This is a genomic window from Pseudorhodoferax sp. Leaf267, assembly GCF_001422405.1.
GTDB lineage: Bacteria > Pseudomonadota > Gammaproteobacteria > Burkholderiales > Burkholderiaceae_C > Pseudorhodoferax.
Genome location: NZ_LMMV01000001.1, coordinates 994,737 through 1,012,383, shown reverse-complemented (window position 1 = coordinate 1,012,383; position 17,647 = coordinate 994,737). Strand labels below are relative to the sequence as shown.

The following is a 17,647-nucleotide window of genomic DNA, read 5'->3' as shown; positions in this document are numbered from 1 at the left end:
GACAACTCAAGGCAACGGATCGGAAACGGAAAAGATATGTTCTACAAGCTCAAAAAATCGCTGGCGACCAAGGATTTCTACCGCAAGACGCAAGGCATCCTGGACACGCCCGCGATGCCCATCGTGCCGGCCGGGCATGCTTTCGTCAGCATGGTGTCCAACAACGACTGGCAGATGTACCTGCTGAGCATGAAGTCGCTGTATGCGCGCATCGGCAGCGGCAACATCGTGGCCATCATCGACCGCGACATGCCGGACGAGATCCGCGGTGAGCTGCGCAAGCATTTCCCCGGCATCGAGTTTCAGGTGCTCGAGGACATCGACGTCGGCCCCTGCCAGCGCGGCGGTACCTGGGAGCGGATCATCTACCTGATCGAACGTTCGCGTGACCAGTATGTGATCCAGATGGACAGCGACACGCTGGCGTTTGGCCAGGGCCTGCAGGAGGTGGCCGACTGCATCACCAGCAACCGCGCCTTCACGCTGAGCGGTGGCGAGCGCGAGATCGTCAGCATGGCCGAAGCCGCGCGGCGCGCCGCCCTGATCCAACACCCCTACGTCGGCATCGCAGCCGAGCAGCTGTTCGACCGCTTCCCGGGGCACGAGCAACTGCGCTACGTACGGGGCTCCTCGGGCTTCGCCGGCTTTGCCAAGGGCGGCTTCACGCGCGCCCAGCTGGACAACTTCCACGTCCAGATGGAGCGCCTGCTGCCCGCGCGCTGGAAGGAATGGGGCACGGAGCAATGCGCGTCCAATTTCTCGGTGGCCAATTCGCCCGATGCCGTGGTGTTGCCTTTCCCGAAGTACGCCAATTTCGACGGCCACCACGATCCTCGCCAGAGCGAGTTCCTGCACTTCATCGGGTCCAACCGCTTCGACGACGACCTGTTCGCCAAGCTGGGCAACCAGATCATCGCGGAGCTCAACCGCCGCGGCTGAGCGGCGCTGGCCCGGCTAGCGCCTGGAGAGAAAGCGCCGGCCGGGCAGGTTCTTGGCCAGAACCTGCAGCTCCTGCTTGATCGGGTGGTCCAGCAGCACGACGGCGCCCAGCCACACCGGCACCATGGCGCAGCTGATGGCCACCAGCGTGGCCAGCGGGCTCAACGCGTAGGCCGAGGTCGCGAGCAGCAACAGCTTGCAGCACACCCCCACCGCCAGCGTCACGCCGAAGCTGCCCTGGCAACTCTTGAGCACGCTGCGCCAGGGCAGATGCAGGTAGCGCGTTTGCAGGTACAGGTGGAACGGCACGGTGAAGACGGTGGCCGCCAGCAGTAGCCAGGTGAAGCGCGCGATGTCGCCGGAGAAGAACGCCACGGCCAGCACGATGCGCGCAATGATCGCGGCCGCGACCGGCAGCGCCGCCAGGTAGGGCCGGTTGATCGCGGTCAGGGCGATGCTGCTGTAGTTGAACAGCAGGCCGATCGCCGCCGCCAGCGCCAGCGCGGGAATGGCCGGCACGCTTTCCAGCCAGTTCTGGCCGTACAGCACCTCGACGAGCTGGTGGCCGAGCAGCGAGGTCAGCGCCAGTGCCGGCCAGCCCACGCCGGTCAGCAGGGCGGTCGCGCGTACGAGCAAGGGCTCTAGCGACTCGCCGCGGTGGTGCGCCTTGGCGATATAGGACAACGACCCGAAGTTGACCGCGCTGCCCGCCACGTACGTGAAGATGCTGACGGTCGAGTTGGCGCGGCTGACCAGGCCGACCTGGTGCGCCGAGCCCATCTTGCCCAGCAGCAGGTCAGGCAGGGCGGTGTTGATCGCGTTCAAGCCGTTGGTCATGAGCGCCCCGACGCCGAATTTGACGACGCGCCGCCAGCGGTGAAAGCCCGGCAGCCACGGCAGGCCGCGCGGCCGCATCGGGATGTACAACAGGCCGGTGGCCACCAGATTGGCCAGGTTTGCCCAGGCCAGGCTCATGGTGCCGAAGCCCATGTAGGCCAGGCTCAGCGACGCCGTCGCATAGGCCGAGGTGCCGACCAGGTTGGCCCAGGCCAGCTTGACGGCCTGCAGTTCACGCGTGAGCAGCGCCACCATCACCGAGCTGAACGGGATGAACACGAAGCCGATGGCCAGCACCTGCATGACGGGCTTGACCTCCGGGTAGCCGAAGTAACCGGCCACCCAGCCGCTGGCCAGGAAGATGATCAGCGCGATCAGCCAGGTCGAGGCATACAGCACGCCCATGGCCGAGCGGATCTTCTCGTTCGTGAGATCGGCCTCGCGCTGCAGGTAGGACACGACACCGAAGTCGCGGAACACGTGGGCGATGTTGACCAGGACGATGGTGATGGAGTAGATGCCGATCTCGGCCGGCGTGAGCAGCCGCGCGATCAGGACCGAGACGATGAACTGGACGGCCGTCGACCCCGTGGTGGAGGCGAAGTTGATGAAGATGGCTTTTCTCACGCTGATGCAACGGGTTCGTGGGGGCGGAGCGCCGGGGCCCTGCACAGGGCGAGAGAGCGCCCGTGGTCCTGGCCGGGACGACCAGGGGCACGGGCAGGCAGTTCGGGCGACATTGTCGCGTGCGTGGCGCGGCTTGCGTGGCAGCGGAGCGCGGGCTGCCGTGAACTACGCGCGCTCAGGCGCCCTGGCACGGGGGCGCGTGGCGCAAAAACGTCGCGCTGGCCGTCAGCGGCCGATCGGCAGGTAGGTCATGCCCATGCCGCGCACCAGCTTGGGGTCGTACAGGTTGCGGCCGTCGAAGATGACCGGGCTCTTGAGCTTGGCCTTGATGGCGTCGAAGTCGGGGCTGCGGAATTCCTTCCACTCCGTCACGATCACCAGCGCGTCGGCGTCGCTCAGGCAGGCCATGGGGCTGTCGCCGTAGCGCAGGCGCGGCTCGTCGCCGAAGATGCGCTGGGCTTCATGCATCGCCACCGGATCGTAAGCCGTCACGGTCGCGCCGGCGGCCAGCAGGTCGGCCACCAGCGTGCGGCTGGGCGCGTCGCGCATGTCGTCGGTGTTGGGCTTGAAGGCCAGGCCCCACAGCGCGAAGTGCTTGCCGCGCAGCTCGCCGAAATGCGCAGTGATCTTGCCGGTCAGCACATGCTTTTGCGCGTCGTTCGCCTCCTCGACGGCGGTCAGCACCTTGAGCTCGATGTCGGCCTTGTCGGCCGCGGTCTTGATCAGCGCCTTGACGTCCTTGGGGAAGCACGAGCCGCCGTAGCCGCAGCCCGGGTACAGGAAGTGGTAGCCGATGCGCGGGTCCGAGCCGATGCCCTGGCGCACCATCTCGATGTCGGCGCCCAGCTTCTCGGCCAGGTTGGCCAGCTCGTTCATGAAGCTGATGCGCGTGGCCAGCATGGCATTGGCCGCGTACTTGGTCAGCTCGGCGCTGCGCACGTCGGTCACGATCAGGCGCTCGCGGTTGCGCTGGAACGGGGCGTAGAGCGCACGCATCAGCAAGATGGACTGCTCGTCGTCGGCGCCGACGACGATGCGGTCAGGGCGCATGAAGTCTTCGACGGCCGCGCCTTCCTTCAGGAATTCGGGGTTGGACACCACGCTGTACGGCACATCGATGCCGCGCAACTTGAGCTCGGCGGCGATGGTCTCGCGCACCAGGTCGGCCGTGCCGACGGGCACGGTGCTCTTGTCGACGACGACCTTGTAGTCGGTCATCAGGCGGCCGATGTTGCGGGCCGCGGACAGCACGTACTTCATGTCGGCCGAGCCGTCTTCATCCGGCGGCGTGCCGACCGCGATGAACTGGATGGTGCCGTGGTGGGCCGCCTGCTCGATGCTGGTCGTGAAGCGCAGGCGGCCGGCCGCCACGTTGCGCTTGACCATCTCCTGCAGGCCGGGCTCGTAGATGGGAATGCCGCCTTCTTCGAGGATGCGGATCTTCTCGGGATCCAGATCCAGGCAAAGCACATCGTTGCCGACTTCGGCCAGACAGGTGCCGCTCACCAGGCCGACGTAGCCCGTTCCGATGACAGTGATTTTCATGTTTCGATTTCGAAGAAGACAGGGATCGCCCCAGGGCGGAACGACGCGGAGCTTATCTTAGCGGGCAATTGCGGCAGTGCAGCAATTTGCAGCCGACGCCTATGATGCGCGCCATCTTTTGCTCACAAAACTGAAATTGTCCCGATTCCGCCGGTGGCCCGCGCCCAGGAGCGTGCGATGAGTGCCGGCGCGCCCCGGCGCCTGCTGGGCCTGCTGCTGGCGCTGGCCTGCGCGCTGGCCGGGGCCTGGCTGGCCGTGAACCATCCGCTGGCACCGGGGCTGGCGCTGGCCGCTTGCACGGTGTGGCTGCTGGTCGCGCTGCGCTGGCCCCATGCCTGGCTGCTGGTGGTGCCCGCGGCGGTGCCGGTGCTGGCGCTGGCGCCGTGGACGGGCTGGATCGCGGCCCAGGAATTCGACCTGCTGGTACTCGCGGCGCTGGCGGCCGGCCATCTGCGGCTGGCGCTGTGGCCCGTGGCGCAGCCTGCCTGGCCACGGCCGATGGCCTGGCTGGTGGCCGTGCTGTGGGTCTGGTTGCTGCTGGGGCTGGCCCTGGGCTGGGCCGATGCGCAGGCCGCCCGGGCCGTGCCGCCCGAGGCCTACACGGGCTGGGCCAACACGCTGCGCGTGGGCAAAGGCATGGCATTCGTGCTGCTGGCGCTGCCTTTGCTGCGCGCGGCCTTGGCAGCCGCGCCGGGCCCGGCGCAGCGCCTGCTGCATGCCGGCATGGTGGCGGCCCTGGTGGGGCTGGTGGGCGCCGTGCTCTGGGAGCGTGCCGCGTTTCCCGGGCTGTTCAACCTGGCCGACGACTACCGCACGACCGGCCTGTTCTGGGACATGCATGTGGGCGGCGCGGCCATCGATGCGTTCCTGGCCCTGTCCGTGCCATTCGCGGTCTGGGCTGTCGTGGCGGCCCGCCGGCCCTGGGCCTGGGCCGCGGCGGCGCTGCTGGCCCAGGTCCTCGCCTACGTCTGCCTGACGACCTTCGCGCGCGGGGTGTATGGCGCGGTGCTGGGCGGCCTTGCCGTGGCCGCCGTGCTGGTGCGGCGCCAGCGCGCCGTGCCGCAGCCGCCGCCACCGCCCTGGCGCGCACGGGCCAATGCCTGGCTGCGCGTGGCACTGGTGCTGGAGGTGGCGGGCATGGCCCTGGTCAGCAGCTTCCTGGTCGGGCGCCTGGGCGACATGGACAACGACTTCGGCAGCCGCTGGGCCCACTGGACGCGCGGGCTCGCCGTGCTGCAGTCGCCTGCCGACTGGCTGGGGGGCGTCGGGCTGGGGCGGCTGCCGGCGCGCTATGCCGCGCTGGGCCGCACCGGCGAACTGCCGGGCGCGGCCGAGCTGCGGCACAGCGAGCCGCCCGAGGCGCCAGGCCGGTTCCTGCGCCTGTACGGCCCGGCCACGCGGCTGCAGCTGGCCGGCCGCTACGCGCTGACGCAGCAGGTCGAGGCCGTGCCGGGCGTGCCCTACCGCGTGGCGCTGGATGTGCGGGCCCCGCGCACGACGCGCCTGCGCATCCAGGTCTGCGAGCGGCACCTGCTGTACGCGGCCGACTGCCAGTACCGCGACCTAGTGCAGCGCGGGCGGGCCGGTTCGACCTGGCAGCGGGTCGAACTGGAGCTTGCCGGCCCGTCCATCACCGGTGGCCCGCGCCTCGCGCCCCGGCTGGTCGTGCTGTCGCTGGCCGTGACCTGGCCCGGCACCGCCATCGACATCGACAACCTGCGCCTGAGCGCCGGCACGCCGACCGAGCTGCTGGACAACGGCGGCTTCGAGTCCGGCCTGGCGCACTGGTTTCCAGTGGTGCGCGCCTATTTCCTGCCCTGGCACATCGACAATCTGTACCTGGAGACCCTGATCGAGCGCGGCGCCGTCGGGCTGGCGCTGCTCGCCGCGCTGGTGGCCATGGCCTGGTGGCGGCTGGTGTTCGGCGCCGCCCGCGAGGCGCAGGCCGCGCCCTACCTGGCCGCCGCGTTGGCCAGTGGCTGCGCACTGGGCCTGGTCAGCAGTGTCATGGACGTGCCCAGGATCGCCTTTTTGTTTCTTTTGTTGGCTTTTTGGAGCCTGCATTTGCCTGCGCCTGCGGCCGGGTCGACTTCCCGGGCACCGCCGACGCCTCTATAGTCGGTCCCCCGTCGGCGGCGGCCGGCTCAGCCGGCGCCCAGACTTCGAGCATCGCGAGGTTTCCGTGCCCCCTCATGAGACTGACGGCCCCCAGCGCCTGCATGGGGCCAGCTTCCGGGCCTTTCCGGGCGGCGGGCCACCGCTGATCGACCCCACGCCCCCCGGCCGCAGCCAGGCCATGCGGCGGCGCCTGATGGTGTTCTGCGGCGTGTTCCTGCTCTGTGCCATCGTGAGCCTGGCCTACAACTTCCTGCGGCCGGCGGTCTACCGGGCCGATGCGCGCGTGCAGATCACACCCTCCGCCATCGCACCCTCGGTGGCGTCCTCGGGCGCGCGCGACGGCACGCAGGATTTCATGGTCGAGCTGCAGATCTTCAGCAGCCGCCCGCTGCTGGAGAAGGTGGCCACCCGCCTGGCCGGCGGCACGGCGCCCGCGAACATGGACGAGGCCGTGCTGGGCCTGCAGGACATGCTGAGCTTGCAGCCCGTGGCCGGCACCAACGTCGTCCAGATCGAGGCCCGTGGCCCGGACCGCCAGGCGGTGGCCCGGCTCGTGAACGCGGTGATCGAGGCCTACCGCGAACAGCAGGCCAGCGACGGCGACACCACCAGCGGCCAGCAGCTGGCCGATGCGCGCGAGGCCCTGCGCGTGATGGACGAGCGCGTGGCCACGCGCCGCAAGGCGATGGAGGACTTCCGCGCCCGCTCGTCCATCGTCTCGGCCGAGCGCGACGAGAACCAGACGCTGGCGCGCCTCAAGGGGCTGGGCGCCTCGGTCGCCAAGAACGACGAGCGCGAGGCCGCCGCCGAGGGCCGCGTGCGCGCGCTGGAGCAGGCCGCCGCCGCCGGCACGCGCTCGCCCGCGGCCAAGGACAACCCAACGGTGGCCAACATGGAGGCCCGCCTATCCCAGATGCGCGAGGAATACCGCGCGCTGGAGCGCCAGTACACGCCGCAATACCTGGACATGGACCCGGTCGCCAAGGCCGCCAAGACCCGCATCACCAACCTGGAGCAGCAGCTGGAGTCCGAGCGCGCCAAGGGCCACCAGAACGCGCTGGCCGACGCGCGCGAGGAGCTGGCCAGCGCCCGGGCTGCCGCGCGTCGGCTGCAGCAGCAGCTGGGCGAGGACCGCCAGAGCGCGCAGGTCTTCACGCGCAATTTCGCCGAGTTCAAGGCCATGGAGGAGGACCTCAAGGGCCTGGAGCAGATGCGCCAGACCGCGCGCCAGCGTGCGCTGGCGCTGGAGGCCACGGTCACCGAGCGCAAACCGCGCCTGCTGGTGGTCGAGCCGGCGGCCGTGCCCGAGTCGGCCTGGCGCCCGCTCTATGCTCGCGACGCGGGCATCGCGCTGGCCGGCTCGCTGTTGCTGGGCTTCCTGGCGGTCTGGTTCGTCGAGTTCTTCAACCGGCCCGAGCCCGTCGTGGCCGGGCCGTCGGCCGTCGTGATCTCACAACCCTGGGTGCAGTCTTACCCGCCCGGGCCGGCGCTGGAGGCCGGTGCCAGCCCGCAGGGCGTGGGCTACCAGCCGGCAGCCGGCGCGCCCATGGCGCTGCTGGCCCAGGGCCTGCCGCGCGAGCTGGAGCAGCGCGAGGTGCACCAGCTGCTGGCTGCGTCGGCGCCCGAGCATCTGTTCGTGCTGGTGTGCCTGCTGTGCGGGCTGTCGGCCGACGAGGTCGCGGCGCTCAAGGTGGGCGACGTGGATGCGTCTGGCGCCAGCCTGAGGGTGCCGGGCGAAGGCGCGCGTGTGTTGCCGCTGCTGGGGCCGCTGGCCGCGCTGCAGGCCAGCGGCGACCCGGACGTGAAAGACCTGCCGCTGCTGCCTTCCGTCTCCGGCAGGGCCTTGAGCGCGGCCGACATCGCCAGCGCCGTCACGTCCAGCGCCTTCGACGCCGCGCTGGAGCAGCCGCAGTCGGTCACGCCTGAGAGCCTGCGCCACACCTATGTGGCCTTCCTCGTGCGCCAGGGCCTGCGCTTCGGCGACCTGGGGCGCGTGGTCGGGCCGCTGTCGTCCGAGACGCTGAACGCACTGGCGCCGCTGGCCCCGGCTGGCGCGCGCCAGCCGCTGGCCAGCGTGCAGCGGCTGATGCCGGCCGTCGCGGCGCTGGACATGCCGCAGGGCTGAACTTCAGTGTGCCGCGTGCGTGGGCGTCGCGCGCAACGCGGCGGCACGTTGCTGCAGGCCCTGCCAGGCCGGCCGGCTGGGCGCGTAGCGGCTGCGCAGGTAGCCGGCGAGTTCGGCAATCTGCGCGTCCGACAGGTTGTCGGCAAAGGCCGGCATGAAGCCGACCTCAGGGCCGGCGGCCTCGCGCACGCCTTCCAGCAGCACGCGCAGCAGGTTGTCGGGCCGGTCGCTGTGCAGCTTGGTGGACAGGGCCAGCGGCAGGTTCAGGCCCAGCAGCTTGGGGCCATCGCCGTCGTGGTGGCAGGCGCCGCAGGCGTTCTCGAACAGGCGCTGCGTGGGGCTGGGCAACGCCGCTGCCGCTGTCACGGGTTGGGGGGCGCGTGCGGGGTTCAACGAGGCCAGGTAGGTGGCCATGGCCTGGATGTCGGCATCCGGCAGCGCGGCCAGTTCCTGCACCACGGGCGCCATCGGGCCGTTGGCCGCGCCGTGCTCGCGGCTGTGGCCGTGGCGCAGGTAGTCGTAGAAGGCCTGTTGCGTCCAGGGCACGGGGGCTTTGGACAGCGCGGTCAGGGCGGGCGCTTCCCAGCCATCGATCACCGCACCTGACAGGAAGGCACTGCCGCCTCGCTCGGCGCCCAGCGCATTGCGCGGCGTGTGGCAGGCGCTGCAGTGGCCCACGCTGTTGACCAGGTAGGCGCCGCGGTTCCATTCAGGTGTCTGCGTTGGTTCGGTGGCTACAGGGCCTTGGTCCAGATACAGCGCATTCCAGCCGGCCAGCAGCGGGCGCAGACCGAACGGGAAGGGCAGCTGCGTCACCGGCGGCTGGTGCGCCACGGCGGGCTGCGCCATGAGGTAGGCGTAGACCGCGGTCAGGTCCTCTTCCGTCATCTTCGTGAACGCGGTGTACGGGAAGGCCGGGTACAGGTGGCGGCCGTCGCGCGAGATGCCTTCGCGCATCGCACGCTGGAAGGCGGCGAGCGACCAGCGGCCGAGGCCGGTGTCGGGGTCTGGCGTGAGGTTGGTCGTGTAGACGGTGCCGAAGGGCGTGTCCATGGCGCGGCCGCCGGTGTTGGCCAGGCCCCCGGGGGCGGTGTGGCAGACCACGCAGTCGCCGGCCGCGGCCAGCAGGCGGCCGCGTTCGATGGTGGCGGCGCTGTAGGTGGCGGCGGCCGGGCGTGCGACTGGGGCGATCTCGCTGCGCCAGCCAGCGAGGCCGGCGACTGTCGCCACGCCACCGAGCACGAAGGCCAACGCGGTCGCCCACACCGGCTTGCGCCGACGCGGCCATCTGGCTCCCTCTCCCTCTGGGAGACGGTTGGGGTGAGGGTGCGCGGCGTTCGCGGCACCATCGCCGTATCCACCGCCGCCGCCCCTCACCCCAGCCCTCTCCCCAGAGGGGAGAGGGAGTAAGCCCAGCCCTGCGCGGACCACCTCCGGCGTGAACGGCGGCTCCCGAAACCGCACGCCCGTCGCATCGAAGATCGCGTTCGCGATCGCCGCCGTGCCCGGCACCGAGGCCGACTCGCCCGCGCCCAGCGGCGCCTCGCCGGGCCGCGGCATCAGCATCACCTCGACGACGGGCACCTCGCGAAAGCTCAGGATCGGGTAGCTGCCCCATTCGCGGTTCAGCGTGATGCCCGTAGTCGGCTCGACCTCGACGCGCTCCTTCAGCGCCCGGCTCGTGGTCTGCAGCACGTTGCCGTGCACCTGGTGCTGCACGCCGGCCGGGTTGACCATCAGCCCTGCGTCGTGGCCCACGACGATGCGGCTCACATGGACCTCGCCCGTGCGCTGGTTCACTTCCACATCGGCCACCCACGCTGCCCAGGCCGCGCCGAAGCCGGGGAACTTGCTGTGGATGTAGCGCGCGTAGGCGAAGCCCTGGCCTTTGAGGATGTCGCCTTCGGCCGGTTGCTGTTGCGGTGCGGTGTGCGCTTGCCAGCCCGCCTTGTCGGCTGTCGCGCGCACGAGTTCGGCGGCGCGTGCGTCTTTCAGGTACTGCAGCCGGTAGGCCACCGGGTCCACGCCGGCCGCCGTCGCCAGCTCGTCGATGTAGGACTCGTGCGCGAACGAGTTCGGAAGCGCCGACACGCCGCGCAGCCACGACGCGCGCAGCATGGGCGCCATGTCATTCGCGGCCACGCGCAGGTGTTCGTAGGCATAGGGAGGGACGGCCGTGCGGTCCCCCATTTCGAAAGCCTTGGAGACAGGCTCGACCGTGCGCGTGAGCAGCAGCGCCAGCGTGGGCGCGCCATTGCTGGGGTAGGAGGTCTGGAAGTCGTAGGCGGCGGGCGAGCCGTCGGCGTTCAGCCCGCCGTCCACCTGCATGAGCTGCGCCGCGCCCTTGGGCTCCCAGGCGTTCTCCTGCGCGCGCGTGAGCTGCACGCGCACGGGCTTGCCGACCGCACGCGCGAGCAGCAGCGCGTCGGCCGCCACATCGTCGGCGCCGTTGCGGCCGTAGCAGCCGGCCGCCTCCATGCGCACGAGGTCGATGCGCGCGTCCGGCACACCCGTCAGCAGCGCCAGGTCGGCGCGCAGCACATGCGGGCTCTGCGTGCCGGCCCAGACGGTGGCGACCGGCCCTTCGGCCTGCTCGCCGTGCCAGTCGGCCAGCGCGCAGGACGGGCCGATGGACGCGTGCATCTGGTAGGGCCAGACGTAGGTGCGCAACATGTGCTGGTCGGCACCGGCGATGGCCTGGTCCACCTGGCCCTGCTCCAGCAGCAGCCGGCGCGTGGACGAGTTGGCGCGCAGGGCCTGCTCGGTGCGGTCCACGCCGGCCATGCCGGGCCAGGGTTTCCAGCGCACGGTGAGTGCCGCCATGGCGGCCTCGGCCTGGTCCTCGCGCTCGGCGACCACGCCCACGAAGTCGCGCTGCACGACCACGGCCACGATGCCGGCGATGTGGGCGATGGAGGCTTCGTCCACTGCCTCCAGCGTGTTGCCGACGAACTCGCCCGCGTCCAGCCCCGCGTAGGGCGGGCGCACGACGCGGCCGTGCAGCATGCCGGGCACGCGCATGTCGTGCACGAACACGAGTTCGCCATGCACTTTGGCCGGGATGTCCACGCGCGGCGTGGACTGGCCGACGAGGCGGTAGTCGGCCATGGGTTTGATCGCCACCAGCGGGTCCAGCATCAGCTCGACATGCCGGCCGTCCAACGCATTCGCCCGCAGCCAGGCACGCGCCTGGGCCGCGGCTTGGCGCAGCGGCAGGGCGTGGATCTGGATCGAGGCGCTGGCGATCGTCGCGCCCTGGTTCGGCGCGCTGGCCGTGCTGCCCATGACCATGCGGACTTGATCCGGCGACAGGTCCAGCTCTTCCGCGACGATCTGCGTCAGCGCCGTGCGCAGGCCGGTGCCCAGGTCCACATGGCCGGCGAAGCCCGTGACGCTGCCGTCGTCCCAGACGGCCAGCAACACCTCCGGGCCCTCGGCCGGGTTGCCGGCCACGGCCGGCGGCTGGCCGGGCGAGGGCGCGGGCGGCGGCGGCACGTCGCGCAGCACCAGCAGCACGCCGGGCGCGGCACGCAGTGCAGCGCGCGACAGGTCCCCGCCTTCTGCACGCATCAGCCTGCCGCCTCGGCGCTCAACTGGGCCGCGCGCTGCACCGCGTCCAGGATCTCCAGGTGCGTGCCGCAGCGGCACAGGTTGTGCGACAGCTCGGCGCGCGCCTGCGCCTCGGTGGGGTGGGGCACGCGCTGCAGCAGCGCGACCGTGGTCATGACCATGCCGTTCAGGCAATAGCCGCACTGCGTGGCCTGCGCGTCGATGAAGGCTTGTTGCACCGGGTGCGGCGCCTCGCGCGTGCCCAGGCCTTCCAGCGTGGTGATGTGGCGGCCGGCCATGCCGTGGGCCGGGACCACGCAGCTGCGCGCAGCCACGCCGTCCACCAGCACCGTGCAGCTGCCGCACTGGCCCAGGCCGCAACCGTACTTGGGGCCGTTCAGGCCGCAGTCGTTGCGCAGCAGCTGCAGCAGCGTGGTCTGGCGCGGGACGTCGAATTGCCGCGCGCTGCCGTTGACGTGAAGCGAGAAACCAGAGGTCACGCGCCTTCCACGTCGCCCGACTGGATGCGCTTGACGCCCTGCGCCGCCATCTGCTTCCAGGCCGCGGCCAGCGAGCCGTTGAGGTCGATGGCGCGCGTGGCGTCTTCGATCACGTAGGCCTCGAAGCCGGCCTTGCGCGCGTCCAGCGCCGTCCAGGCCACGCAGAAGTCGGTGGCCAGGCCCGTGATGTAGACGGTCTTGATGCCGCGCGCCTTGAGGTAGCCGGCCAGGCCCGTCACGGTCTTGCGGTCGGCTTCCTGGAAGGCGGAGTAGCTGTCCACGCCCTTGTTGTAGCCCTTGCGGATGATGAGTTGCGTGGTGGGCAGCTTCAAGTCCTTGTGCAGCGCCGCGTCATCCGTGCCCTGCACGCAGTGGTCGGGCCACAGCACCTGGTTGCCATAGTTGAGCTTGATGCTGTCGAAGGGCTTCTTGCTGCCGTGCGCGCTGGCGAAGGAGGCATGGCCCTGCGTGTGCCAGTCCTGCGTGACCACGATGTTCTGGAACGCGGTCGACAGCTTGTTGATGACGGGCACGACCTCGGCGCCACCTTTGACGGGCAGCGTGCCGCCGTCGATGAAACAGTTCTGCACATCGACCACGATCAGCGCGGCATGGGCGCCGGGCTTGAGCTTGCCGGCGGCGAACAGCGGCGGCGCCAGTGCGAAGAGGCCCAGCGCGGCGGCGGAATGGAGGACGGTTCTGCGTTGCATGGAAAGCTCCCGGTCGTGGAACAAATCAGACGCTGAGGTACGCGCGGCGCACCTCTTCATTGGCGGCGAGTTCGGCCATCGTGCCCTCGAAGCGGATCTGCCCCTTCTCCAGCACGTAGGCGCGGTCGCTCACGAGTTCAGCGAAATGCATGTTCTGCTCGGACAGCAGGATGGACACGCCCTGCGCTTTGAGCGCCAGGATCATGTGCGCCATCTGCTCGACGATGACGGGCGCCACGCCTTCGGACGGCTCGTCCAGCAGCACCAAGTAGGGGTTGCCCATCAAGGTGCGCGCCACCGTCAGCATCTGCTGCTCGCCACCGCTCATGCGGCCGCCGGGGCGGTTCGGCATCTCGCCCAGGTTGGGGAACAGCTTGAACAGCTTCTCGGGGGTCCACAGAGGCGCGTCCGTGCCGTCGGCCCAGCGGCGTGCGGGCTGCTTGCCGACCTCCAGGTTCTCCATGACGGTGAGGTCGGTGAACACGCGGCGGTCTTCCGGCACGAAGCCCAGCCCCAGGCGCGAGGCATGGTGCGGCTCGGTGCGCGAGATGTCGTGGTCCAGAAAATGGATGCTGCCGGCGCGCTTGGCCAGCATGCCCATGATGGTCTTGAGCGTGGTGGACTTGCCCGCGCCGTTGCGGCCCATGAGTGCCACCACCTCGCCGCGGCGCACCGTGAGGTTCACGTCGTACAGGATCTGCGCGGCGCCGTACCAGGCGCGTAGGCCCTTGGCTTCGAGCAAGGTCGTCATGCGAGGGCCTTTTCCTTCTCAAAAGTCTTGCCGGTGCCGAAGTAGACCTCCTGCACCTTGGGATGGTCGCGGATCTCCAGCGGTTTGCCCTGCGCGATGAGCCGGCCGCGGGCCAGCACGATCATGCGGTCGGCGTAGGCGAACACCACGTCCATGCTGTGCTCGGTGAACAGCACGGCCATGCCGCGGTCGATCACGAGCTGCTTGGTCAGCGCCATGAGGTCGTTGCGCTCCTTGGGTGCCATGCCCGCCGTGGGCTCGTCCATGAGCAAGAGCTTGGGGTCGTTGGCCATGGCGATGGCCAGCTCCACGCGCTTCACGTCGCCATAGGCCAGCTCGCTGCAGGGCCGGTCGGCCTGGGCCTGCATGCCGACCTGGGCCAGCAGCTCCAGCGCCTTGTCGCGCCGGTGGTCGGCCGCGCGTCGCCACATGCTGAACAGCTTGCCGTCGTGCGAGAGCAGCGCCATCTGCACGTTCTCGACCACGGTCAGCGAGGCGAAGGTCTCGGCGATCTGGAAGGTGCGGCCCACGCCCTGGCGCCAGATCTCGCGCGGCTTCTTGCCCACGAGCTCGGTGCCGGCGAGCTGGATCGAGCCCTGGTCGGCCTTGAGCTGGCCGTTGACCATGTTGAAGGTGGTGGTCTTGCCGGCGCCGTTGGGGCCGATCAGCGCCAGCAGTTCGCCCGCGTTGAGTTCGAAATCGATGCCGTCCACGGCCTTCACACCGCCGAAGGACTTGCCGAGATGGGTGACTTTGAGGAGGCTCATGGTTTTGCCTTGCGTTCGAACAGTTGCTTGGCAAAGCCCGCGATGCCCTGCGGGAACAGCAGCACCAGCAGCAAGATGATGCCGCCCAGCATGGCGCGCCAGTAGTCGGTGTTGCGTGCCACGGTGTCGTGCAGCCAGGTGAAGGTGACGGCGCCGACGACGGGGCCGGCGAGCGTCTGGATGCCGCCCAGCAGCACCATGACCAGGCCGTCGATGGACTTGGTCACGTTCATGGATTCGGGCGAGATGCTGCCCTTGGAGAAGGCGAACAGCGCGCCGGCCAGGCCCGCGACAGTGCCGGCCACGATGAAGGCCATCCACTGCATGCGCTTCACGTCGATGCCGATGGCGTCGGCGCGCAGCACCGAGTCGCGGCCCGCGCGCAGCGCGTAGCCGAAGGGCGAGAACAGCACGCGGCGCAGCCACCACACGCCCAGGCCCACGAGCACCAGCGTGAGCCAGTAGTACATGCGCTTGTCGGCGAACGCGGCCGAGGGCCACACGCCCGTGAGCCCGTTGCTGCCGCCCGTGAACGTGTCCCACTGGTAGGTGATGGCCCAGGTGATCTGCGCGAAAGCCAGCGTGAGCATGGCCAGGTACACGCCCGACAGCCGCACGGCGAACCAGCCGTAGACGAAGGCGCCGAGCGCGGCGAACAGCGGGGCGACCACGAGCGCGAGTTCCATCGGCATGCCGCTCGTACGCACCAGCAGTGCGGCCGCATAGGCGCCCAGGCCGAAGTAGGCCGCGTGGCCGAAGGAATGCATGCCGGCCGGCCCCATGATGAAGTGCAGGCTGGTGGCGAACAGCGCGGCGATCAAGAGGTCGATCAGCAGCACGGTGAAGTAGGGCGACTGCGCCGTGAGCAAGGGCGCGGCGGCCAGCAGCAGGCCGAACACGGCGGCGGCCACCAGGTAGGCCTTGCCGGGCTGGCGCAGCGGCGCCTCGGGCATGCCCACGTAGCGGCTGGGCGCCTGCGGCCTGCCCAGCAGGCCCCAGGGGCGCCAGACCAGCACGGCGGCCATCACGAGGAAGTCCACCATCAGCGTGAGCTTGGAGAACGACACGCTGACGCCCAGAATGTCGACCACGCCCAGCCAGATGCAGACGGCTTTGAGTTCGGCCACCAGCAGGGCCGCCAGGTAGGCACCCGGCAGCGAACCCATGCCGCCTACCACCACGACCACGAAGGCCGCGCCGATGGTGTGCAGGTCCATCTCCAGCGTGGCGGGCTCGCGCGGCAATTGCAGCGCACCGCCCAGGCCGGCCAGCAATGCGCCTAGCGCGAAGACGGCCGTGAACAGCCAGGCCTGGTTCACGCCCAGCGCGCTGACCATCTCGCGGTCTTGCGTGGCGGCGCGCACCAGCGTGCCGAAGCGCGTGCGCGTGAGCAGCAGCCAGACCGCGCCGAGCACGATGGGGCCAATGGCGATCAGGAACAGGTCGTAGCTCGGGAACTGCCGGCCCAGGATCTCGACCGAGCCGCGCAGGCCCGGTGCGCGCGGGCCCAGCAGTTCGTCAGGGCCCCAGAGCCAGAGCGAGGCGTCCTTGATGACCAGCACCAGCGCGAAGGTGGCCAGCAGCTGGAACAGCTCGGGTGCCTTGTAGATGCGGCGCAGCAGCACGACCTCGACGATGGCGCCCAGCACGCCGACCGCAATGGCCGCCAGCACCAGCGACGGCCAAAAGCCCAGCGTGCTGCCGAACCGGTCCACCAGCGTGTAGGCCGTGTAGATGCCCACCATGAAGAAGGAGCCGTGCGCGAAGTTGACGATGCGCGTGACGCCGAAGATCAGCGACAGCCCGGCCGCGACCAGGAACAGCGACGACGCCGAGGCCAGTCCGTTGAGGAGTTGGACGATCAGTCCGGAAAAGCTCATGGGGGATTCTTCTGCTGGCAGCGCGCCGCTGCGGGGGAGGGGGAACGAGCTGCGGTGCGGATGGCACCGCAGCCCGGCGCATCAGTCCGTCGCGCGCGACTTCTTGACGTCGGCGGCCGAAGGCTGGAAGCGTGCATCGGCGCCATCGAGGTAGACGTAGTCCACCATCACGCCCTTGCCGCCGTCGTTCTTGGTGCGGCCCACGTAGGCGCCCATGGTCGACTGGTGGTCTTCGGCGCGGTAGGTGATCTTGCCGAACGGCGAATCGACCTGCAGGCCCTTGAAGGCGGCGACCAGCTTGTCGGTCTCGGTGCTCTTAGCCTTGGCGATGCCCACTGCGGCCGACTTGATCATGCTGTAGCCCACCACCGAGCCCAGGCGCGGGTAGTCCTTGAACTTGGCCTGGTAGGCCTTCTCGAAGGCGGCGTGCTCGGGCGTCTTGATCGAGTACCAGGGGTAGCCGGTGACGATCCAGCCGTCAGGGGCTTCGTCCTTCAGCGGGTCCAGGTACTCGGGCTCGCCGGTCAGCACGCTCACCACCGTGCGGTCCTTGAACAGGCCGCGCGTGTTGCCCTCGCGCACGAACTTGGTCAGGTCGGCGCCGAACAGCACGTTGAAGATGGCGTCGGGCTTGGCATCGGCCAGGGCCTGCGCCACGCTGCCCGCGTCGACCTTGCCCAGCGGCGTGGCCTGCTCGGCGACGAACTCCACATCGGGCTGCGCGGCCTTGAGCAGCTGCTTGAACGCGGCCGTGGCCGACTGGCCGTACTCGTAGTTGGGGTAGACGATGGCCCAGCGCTTCTTCTTGAGCTTGGCCGCCTCGGGCACCAGCATCGCGGCCTGCATGTAGGTGCCGGGGCGCAGGCGGAAGGTGTACTGGTTGCCGCCCTGCCAGGTCATCTTGTCGGTGAGCGGCTCGCCGGCCAGGTAGAAGAACTTCTTCTGTTTGGCGAAGTCGGCCAGCGCCAGGCCGGTGTTCGACAGGAAGGCGCCGGCCAGGATGTCGACCTTTTCGCGCGAGACCAGTTCCTCGGCCATGCGCACGGTGTCGCCGGGGCTGCCGTTGTCGTCGCGCATGATGAGCTCGATCTTCTTGCCGTTCACGCCACCGGCCGCGTTGATCTCGTCCACGGCCAGTTCCATGCCCTTCTTGTAGGGCTCCAGAAACGCTGGCTGGGCCTTGTAGCTGTTGATCTCGCCGATCTTGATCACGCCCTGGGCGTGCGCGGGAATGAGGGCGGCCAGCGCAAGGGCCGAGGCTGCGCTGAACACAGGACGCATGGACTTCATCGAGAGACT

At 69.8% G+C, this 17,647-nt stretch carries 12 protein-coding genes; 3 read left to right on the top strand and 9 right to left on the bottom strand.

Going from position 1 to position 17,647, the window contains the following annotated elements; translation table 11 throughout:
• Positions 1–36 precede the first annotated feature (36 nt).
• The gene (locus ASF43_RS04445; RefSeq protein WP_056177117.1) at positions 37–939 is read left to right on the top strand and encodes a hypothetical protein; all 903 of its coding nucleotides are present in this window, start codon (positions 37–39) and stop codon (positions 937–939) included.
• A 15-nt stretch (positions 940–954) separates the two neighbouring features.
• Here the strand turns inward: ASF43_RS04445 and ASF43_RS04440 are convergent, their stop codons facing one another.
• Both ASF43_RS04440 and ASF43_RS04435 read right to left on the bottom strand, forming a co-directional pair.
• Entirely contained in the window at positions 955–2,403 is a 1,449-nt protein-coding gene (locus ASF43_RS04440; RefSeq protein WP_056177116.1) for an oligosaccharide flippase family protein, read from the bottom strand.
• Between the two features lie 225 nt (positions 2,404–2,628).
• On the bottom strand, positions 2,629–3,948 hold the full coding sequence (locus tag ASF43_RS04435; protein WP_056177114.1) for a UDP-glucose/GDP-mannose dehydrogenase family protein: 1,320 nt from the start codon (positions 3,946–3,948) through the stop codon (positions 2,629–2,631).
• Positions 3,949–4,125: 177 nt separating this feature from the next.
• Between ASF43_RS04435 and ASF43_RS32100 the strand changes: the two genes are divergently transcribed.
• Together ASF43_RS32100 and ASF43_RS04425 are read left to right on the top strand one after the other, a co-directional pair.
• Positions 4,126–6,066 (top strand): hypothetical protein, encoded by a 1,941-nt coding sequence (locus ASF43_RS32100; protein ID WP_056177112.1) that lies wholly within the window; start codon positions 4,126–4,128, stop codon positions 6,064–6,066.
• Between the two features lie 64 nt (positions 6,067–6,130).
• On the top strand, positions 6,131–8,191 hold the full coding sequence (locus ASF43_RS04425) for a Wzz/FepE/Etk N-terminal domain-containing protein (RefSeq protein ID WP_156373125.1): 2,061 nt from the start codon (positions 6,131–6,133) through the stop codon (positions 8,189–8,191).
• A 3-nt stretch (positions 8,192–8,194) separates the two neighbouring features.
• Here ASF43_RS04425 and ASF43_RS04420 read toward each other — a convergent pair whose 3' ends face one another.
• The 7 genes from ASF43_RS04420 to ASF43_RS04390 all read right to left on the bottom strand — a co-directional run bounded on the left by ASF43_RS04420 (position 8,195) and on the right by ASF43_RS04390 (position 17,638).
• A complete protein-coding gene (locus tag ASF43_RS04420) occupies positions 8,195–11,761 on the bottom strand; it encodes a molybdopterin cofactor-binding domain-containing protein (protein ID WP_056177109.1) in 3,567 nt (1,188 codons plus the stop codon).
• The gene (locus ASF43_RS04415) at positions 11,761–12,240 is read right to left on the bottom strand and encodes a (2Fe-2S)-binding protein (protein WP_056177107.1); all 480 of its coding nucleotides are present in this window, start codon (positions 12,238–12,240) and stop codon (positions 11,761–11,763) included. Before ASF43_RS04415 ends, ASF43_RS04420 begins: the two co-directional genes overlap by 1 nt.
• On the bottom strand, positions 12,237–12,950 hold the full coding sequence (gene pncA, locus ASF43_RS04410; RefSeq protein ID WP_056178103.1) for a bifunctional nicotinamidase/pyrazinamidase: 714 nt from the start codon (positions 12,948–12,950) through the stop codon (positions 12,237–12,239). Before pncA ends, ASF43_RS04415 begins: the two co-directional genes overlap by 4 nt.
• Before the next feature lie 25 nt (positions 12,951–12,975).
• Positions 12,976–13,701 carry an ABC transporter ATP-binding protein gene (locus tag ASF43_RS04405; protein ID WP_056177105.1) on the bottom strand — a complete coding sequence of 242 codons (726 nt, stop codon included), beginning with the start codon at positions 13,699–13,701 and terminating at the stop codon, positions 12,976–12,978.
• Positions 13,698–14,468: an ABC transporter ATP-binding protein gene (locus ASF43_RS04400; protein ID WP_056177103.1), complete on the bottom strand. Its 771-nt coding sequence runs from the start codon at positions 14,466–14,468 to the stop codon at positions 13,698–13,700. Before ASF43_RS04400 ends, ASF43_RS04405 begins: the two co-directional genes overlap by 4 nt.
• A complete protein-coding gene (locus ASF43_RS04395; protein WP_056177101.1) occupies positions 14,465–16,348 on the bottom strand; it encodes an ABC transporter permease in 1,884 nt (627 codons plus the stop codon). The genes ASF43_RS04400 and ASF43_RS04395 overlap by 4 nt, the downstream gene beginning before the upstream one ends.
• 81 nt (positions 16,349–16,429) lie before the next feature.
• Positions 16,430–17,638, bottom strand: a complete 1,209-nt coding sequence (locus tag ASF43_RS04390; RefSeq protein ID WP_056177099.1) for an ABC transporter substrate-binding protein — start codon at positions 17,636–17,638, stop codon at positions 16,430–16,432.
• Positions 17,639–17,647: the final 9 nt, after the last annotated feature.

Bases quoted from the DNA above. Each gene is read 5' to 3' on its own strand.
- ASF43_RS32100 (WP_056177112.1), top strand. From the start codon at position 4,126: ATGAGTGCCGGCGCGCCCCGGCGCCTGCTGGGCCTGCTGCTGGCGCTG.
- ASF43_RS04400 (WP_056177103.1), bottom strand. From the start codon at position 14,468: ATGAGCCTCCTCAAAGTCACCCATCTCGGCAAGTCCTTCGGCGGTGTG.
- pncA (WP_056178103.1), bottom strand. From the start codon at position 12,950: ATGCAACGCAGAACCGTCCTCCATTCCGCCGCCGCGCTGGGCCTCTTC.
- ASF43_RS04390 (WP_056177099.1), bottom strand. From the start codon at position 17,638: ATGAAGTCCATGCGTCCTGTGTTCAGCGCAGCCTCGGCCCTTGCGCTG.
- ASF43_RS04420 (WP_056177109.1), bottom strand. From the start codon at position 11,761: ATGCGTGCAGAAGGCGGGGACCTGTCGCGCGCTGCACTGCGTGCCGCG.
- ASF43_RS04435 (WP_056177114.1), bottom strand. From the start codon at position 3,948: ATGAAAATCACTGTCATCGGAACGGGCTACGTCGGCCTGGTGAGCGGC.
- ASF43_RS04395 (WP_056177101.1), bottom strand. From the start codon at position 16,348: ATGAGCTTTTCCGGACTGATCGTCCAACTCCTCAACGGACTGGCCTCG.
- ASF43_RS04405 (WP_056177105.1), bottom strand. From the start codon at position 13,701: ATGACGACCTTGCTCGAAGCCAAGGGCCTACGCGCCTGGTACGGCGCC.
- ASF43_RS04445 (WP_056177117.1), top strand. From the start codon at position 37: ATGTTCTACAAGCTCAAAAAATCGCTGGCGACCAAGGATTTCTACCGC.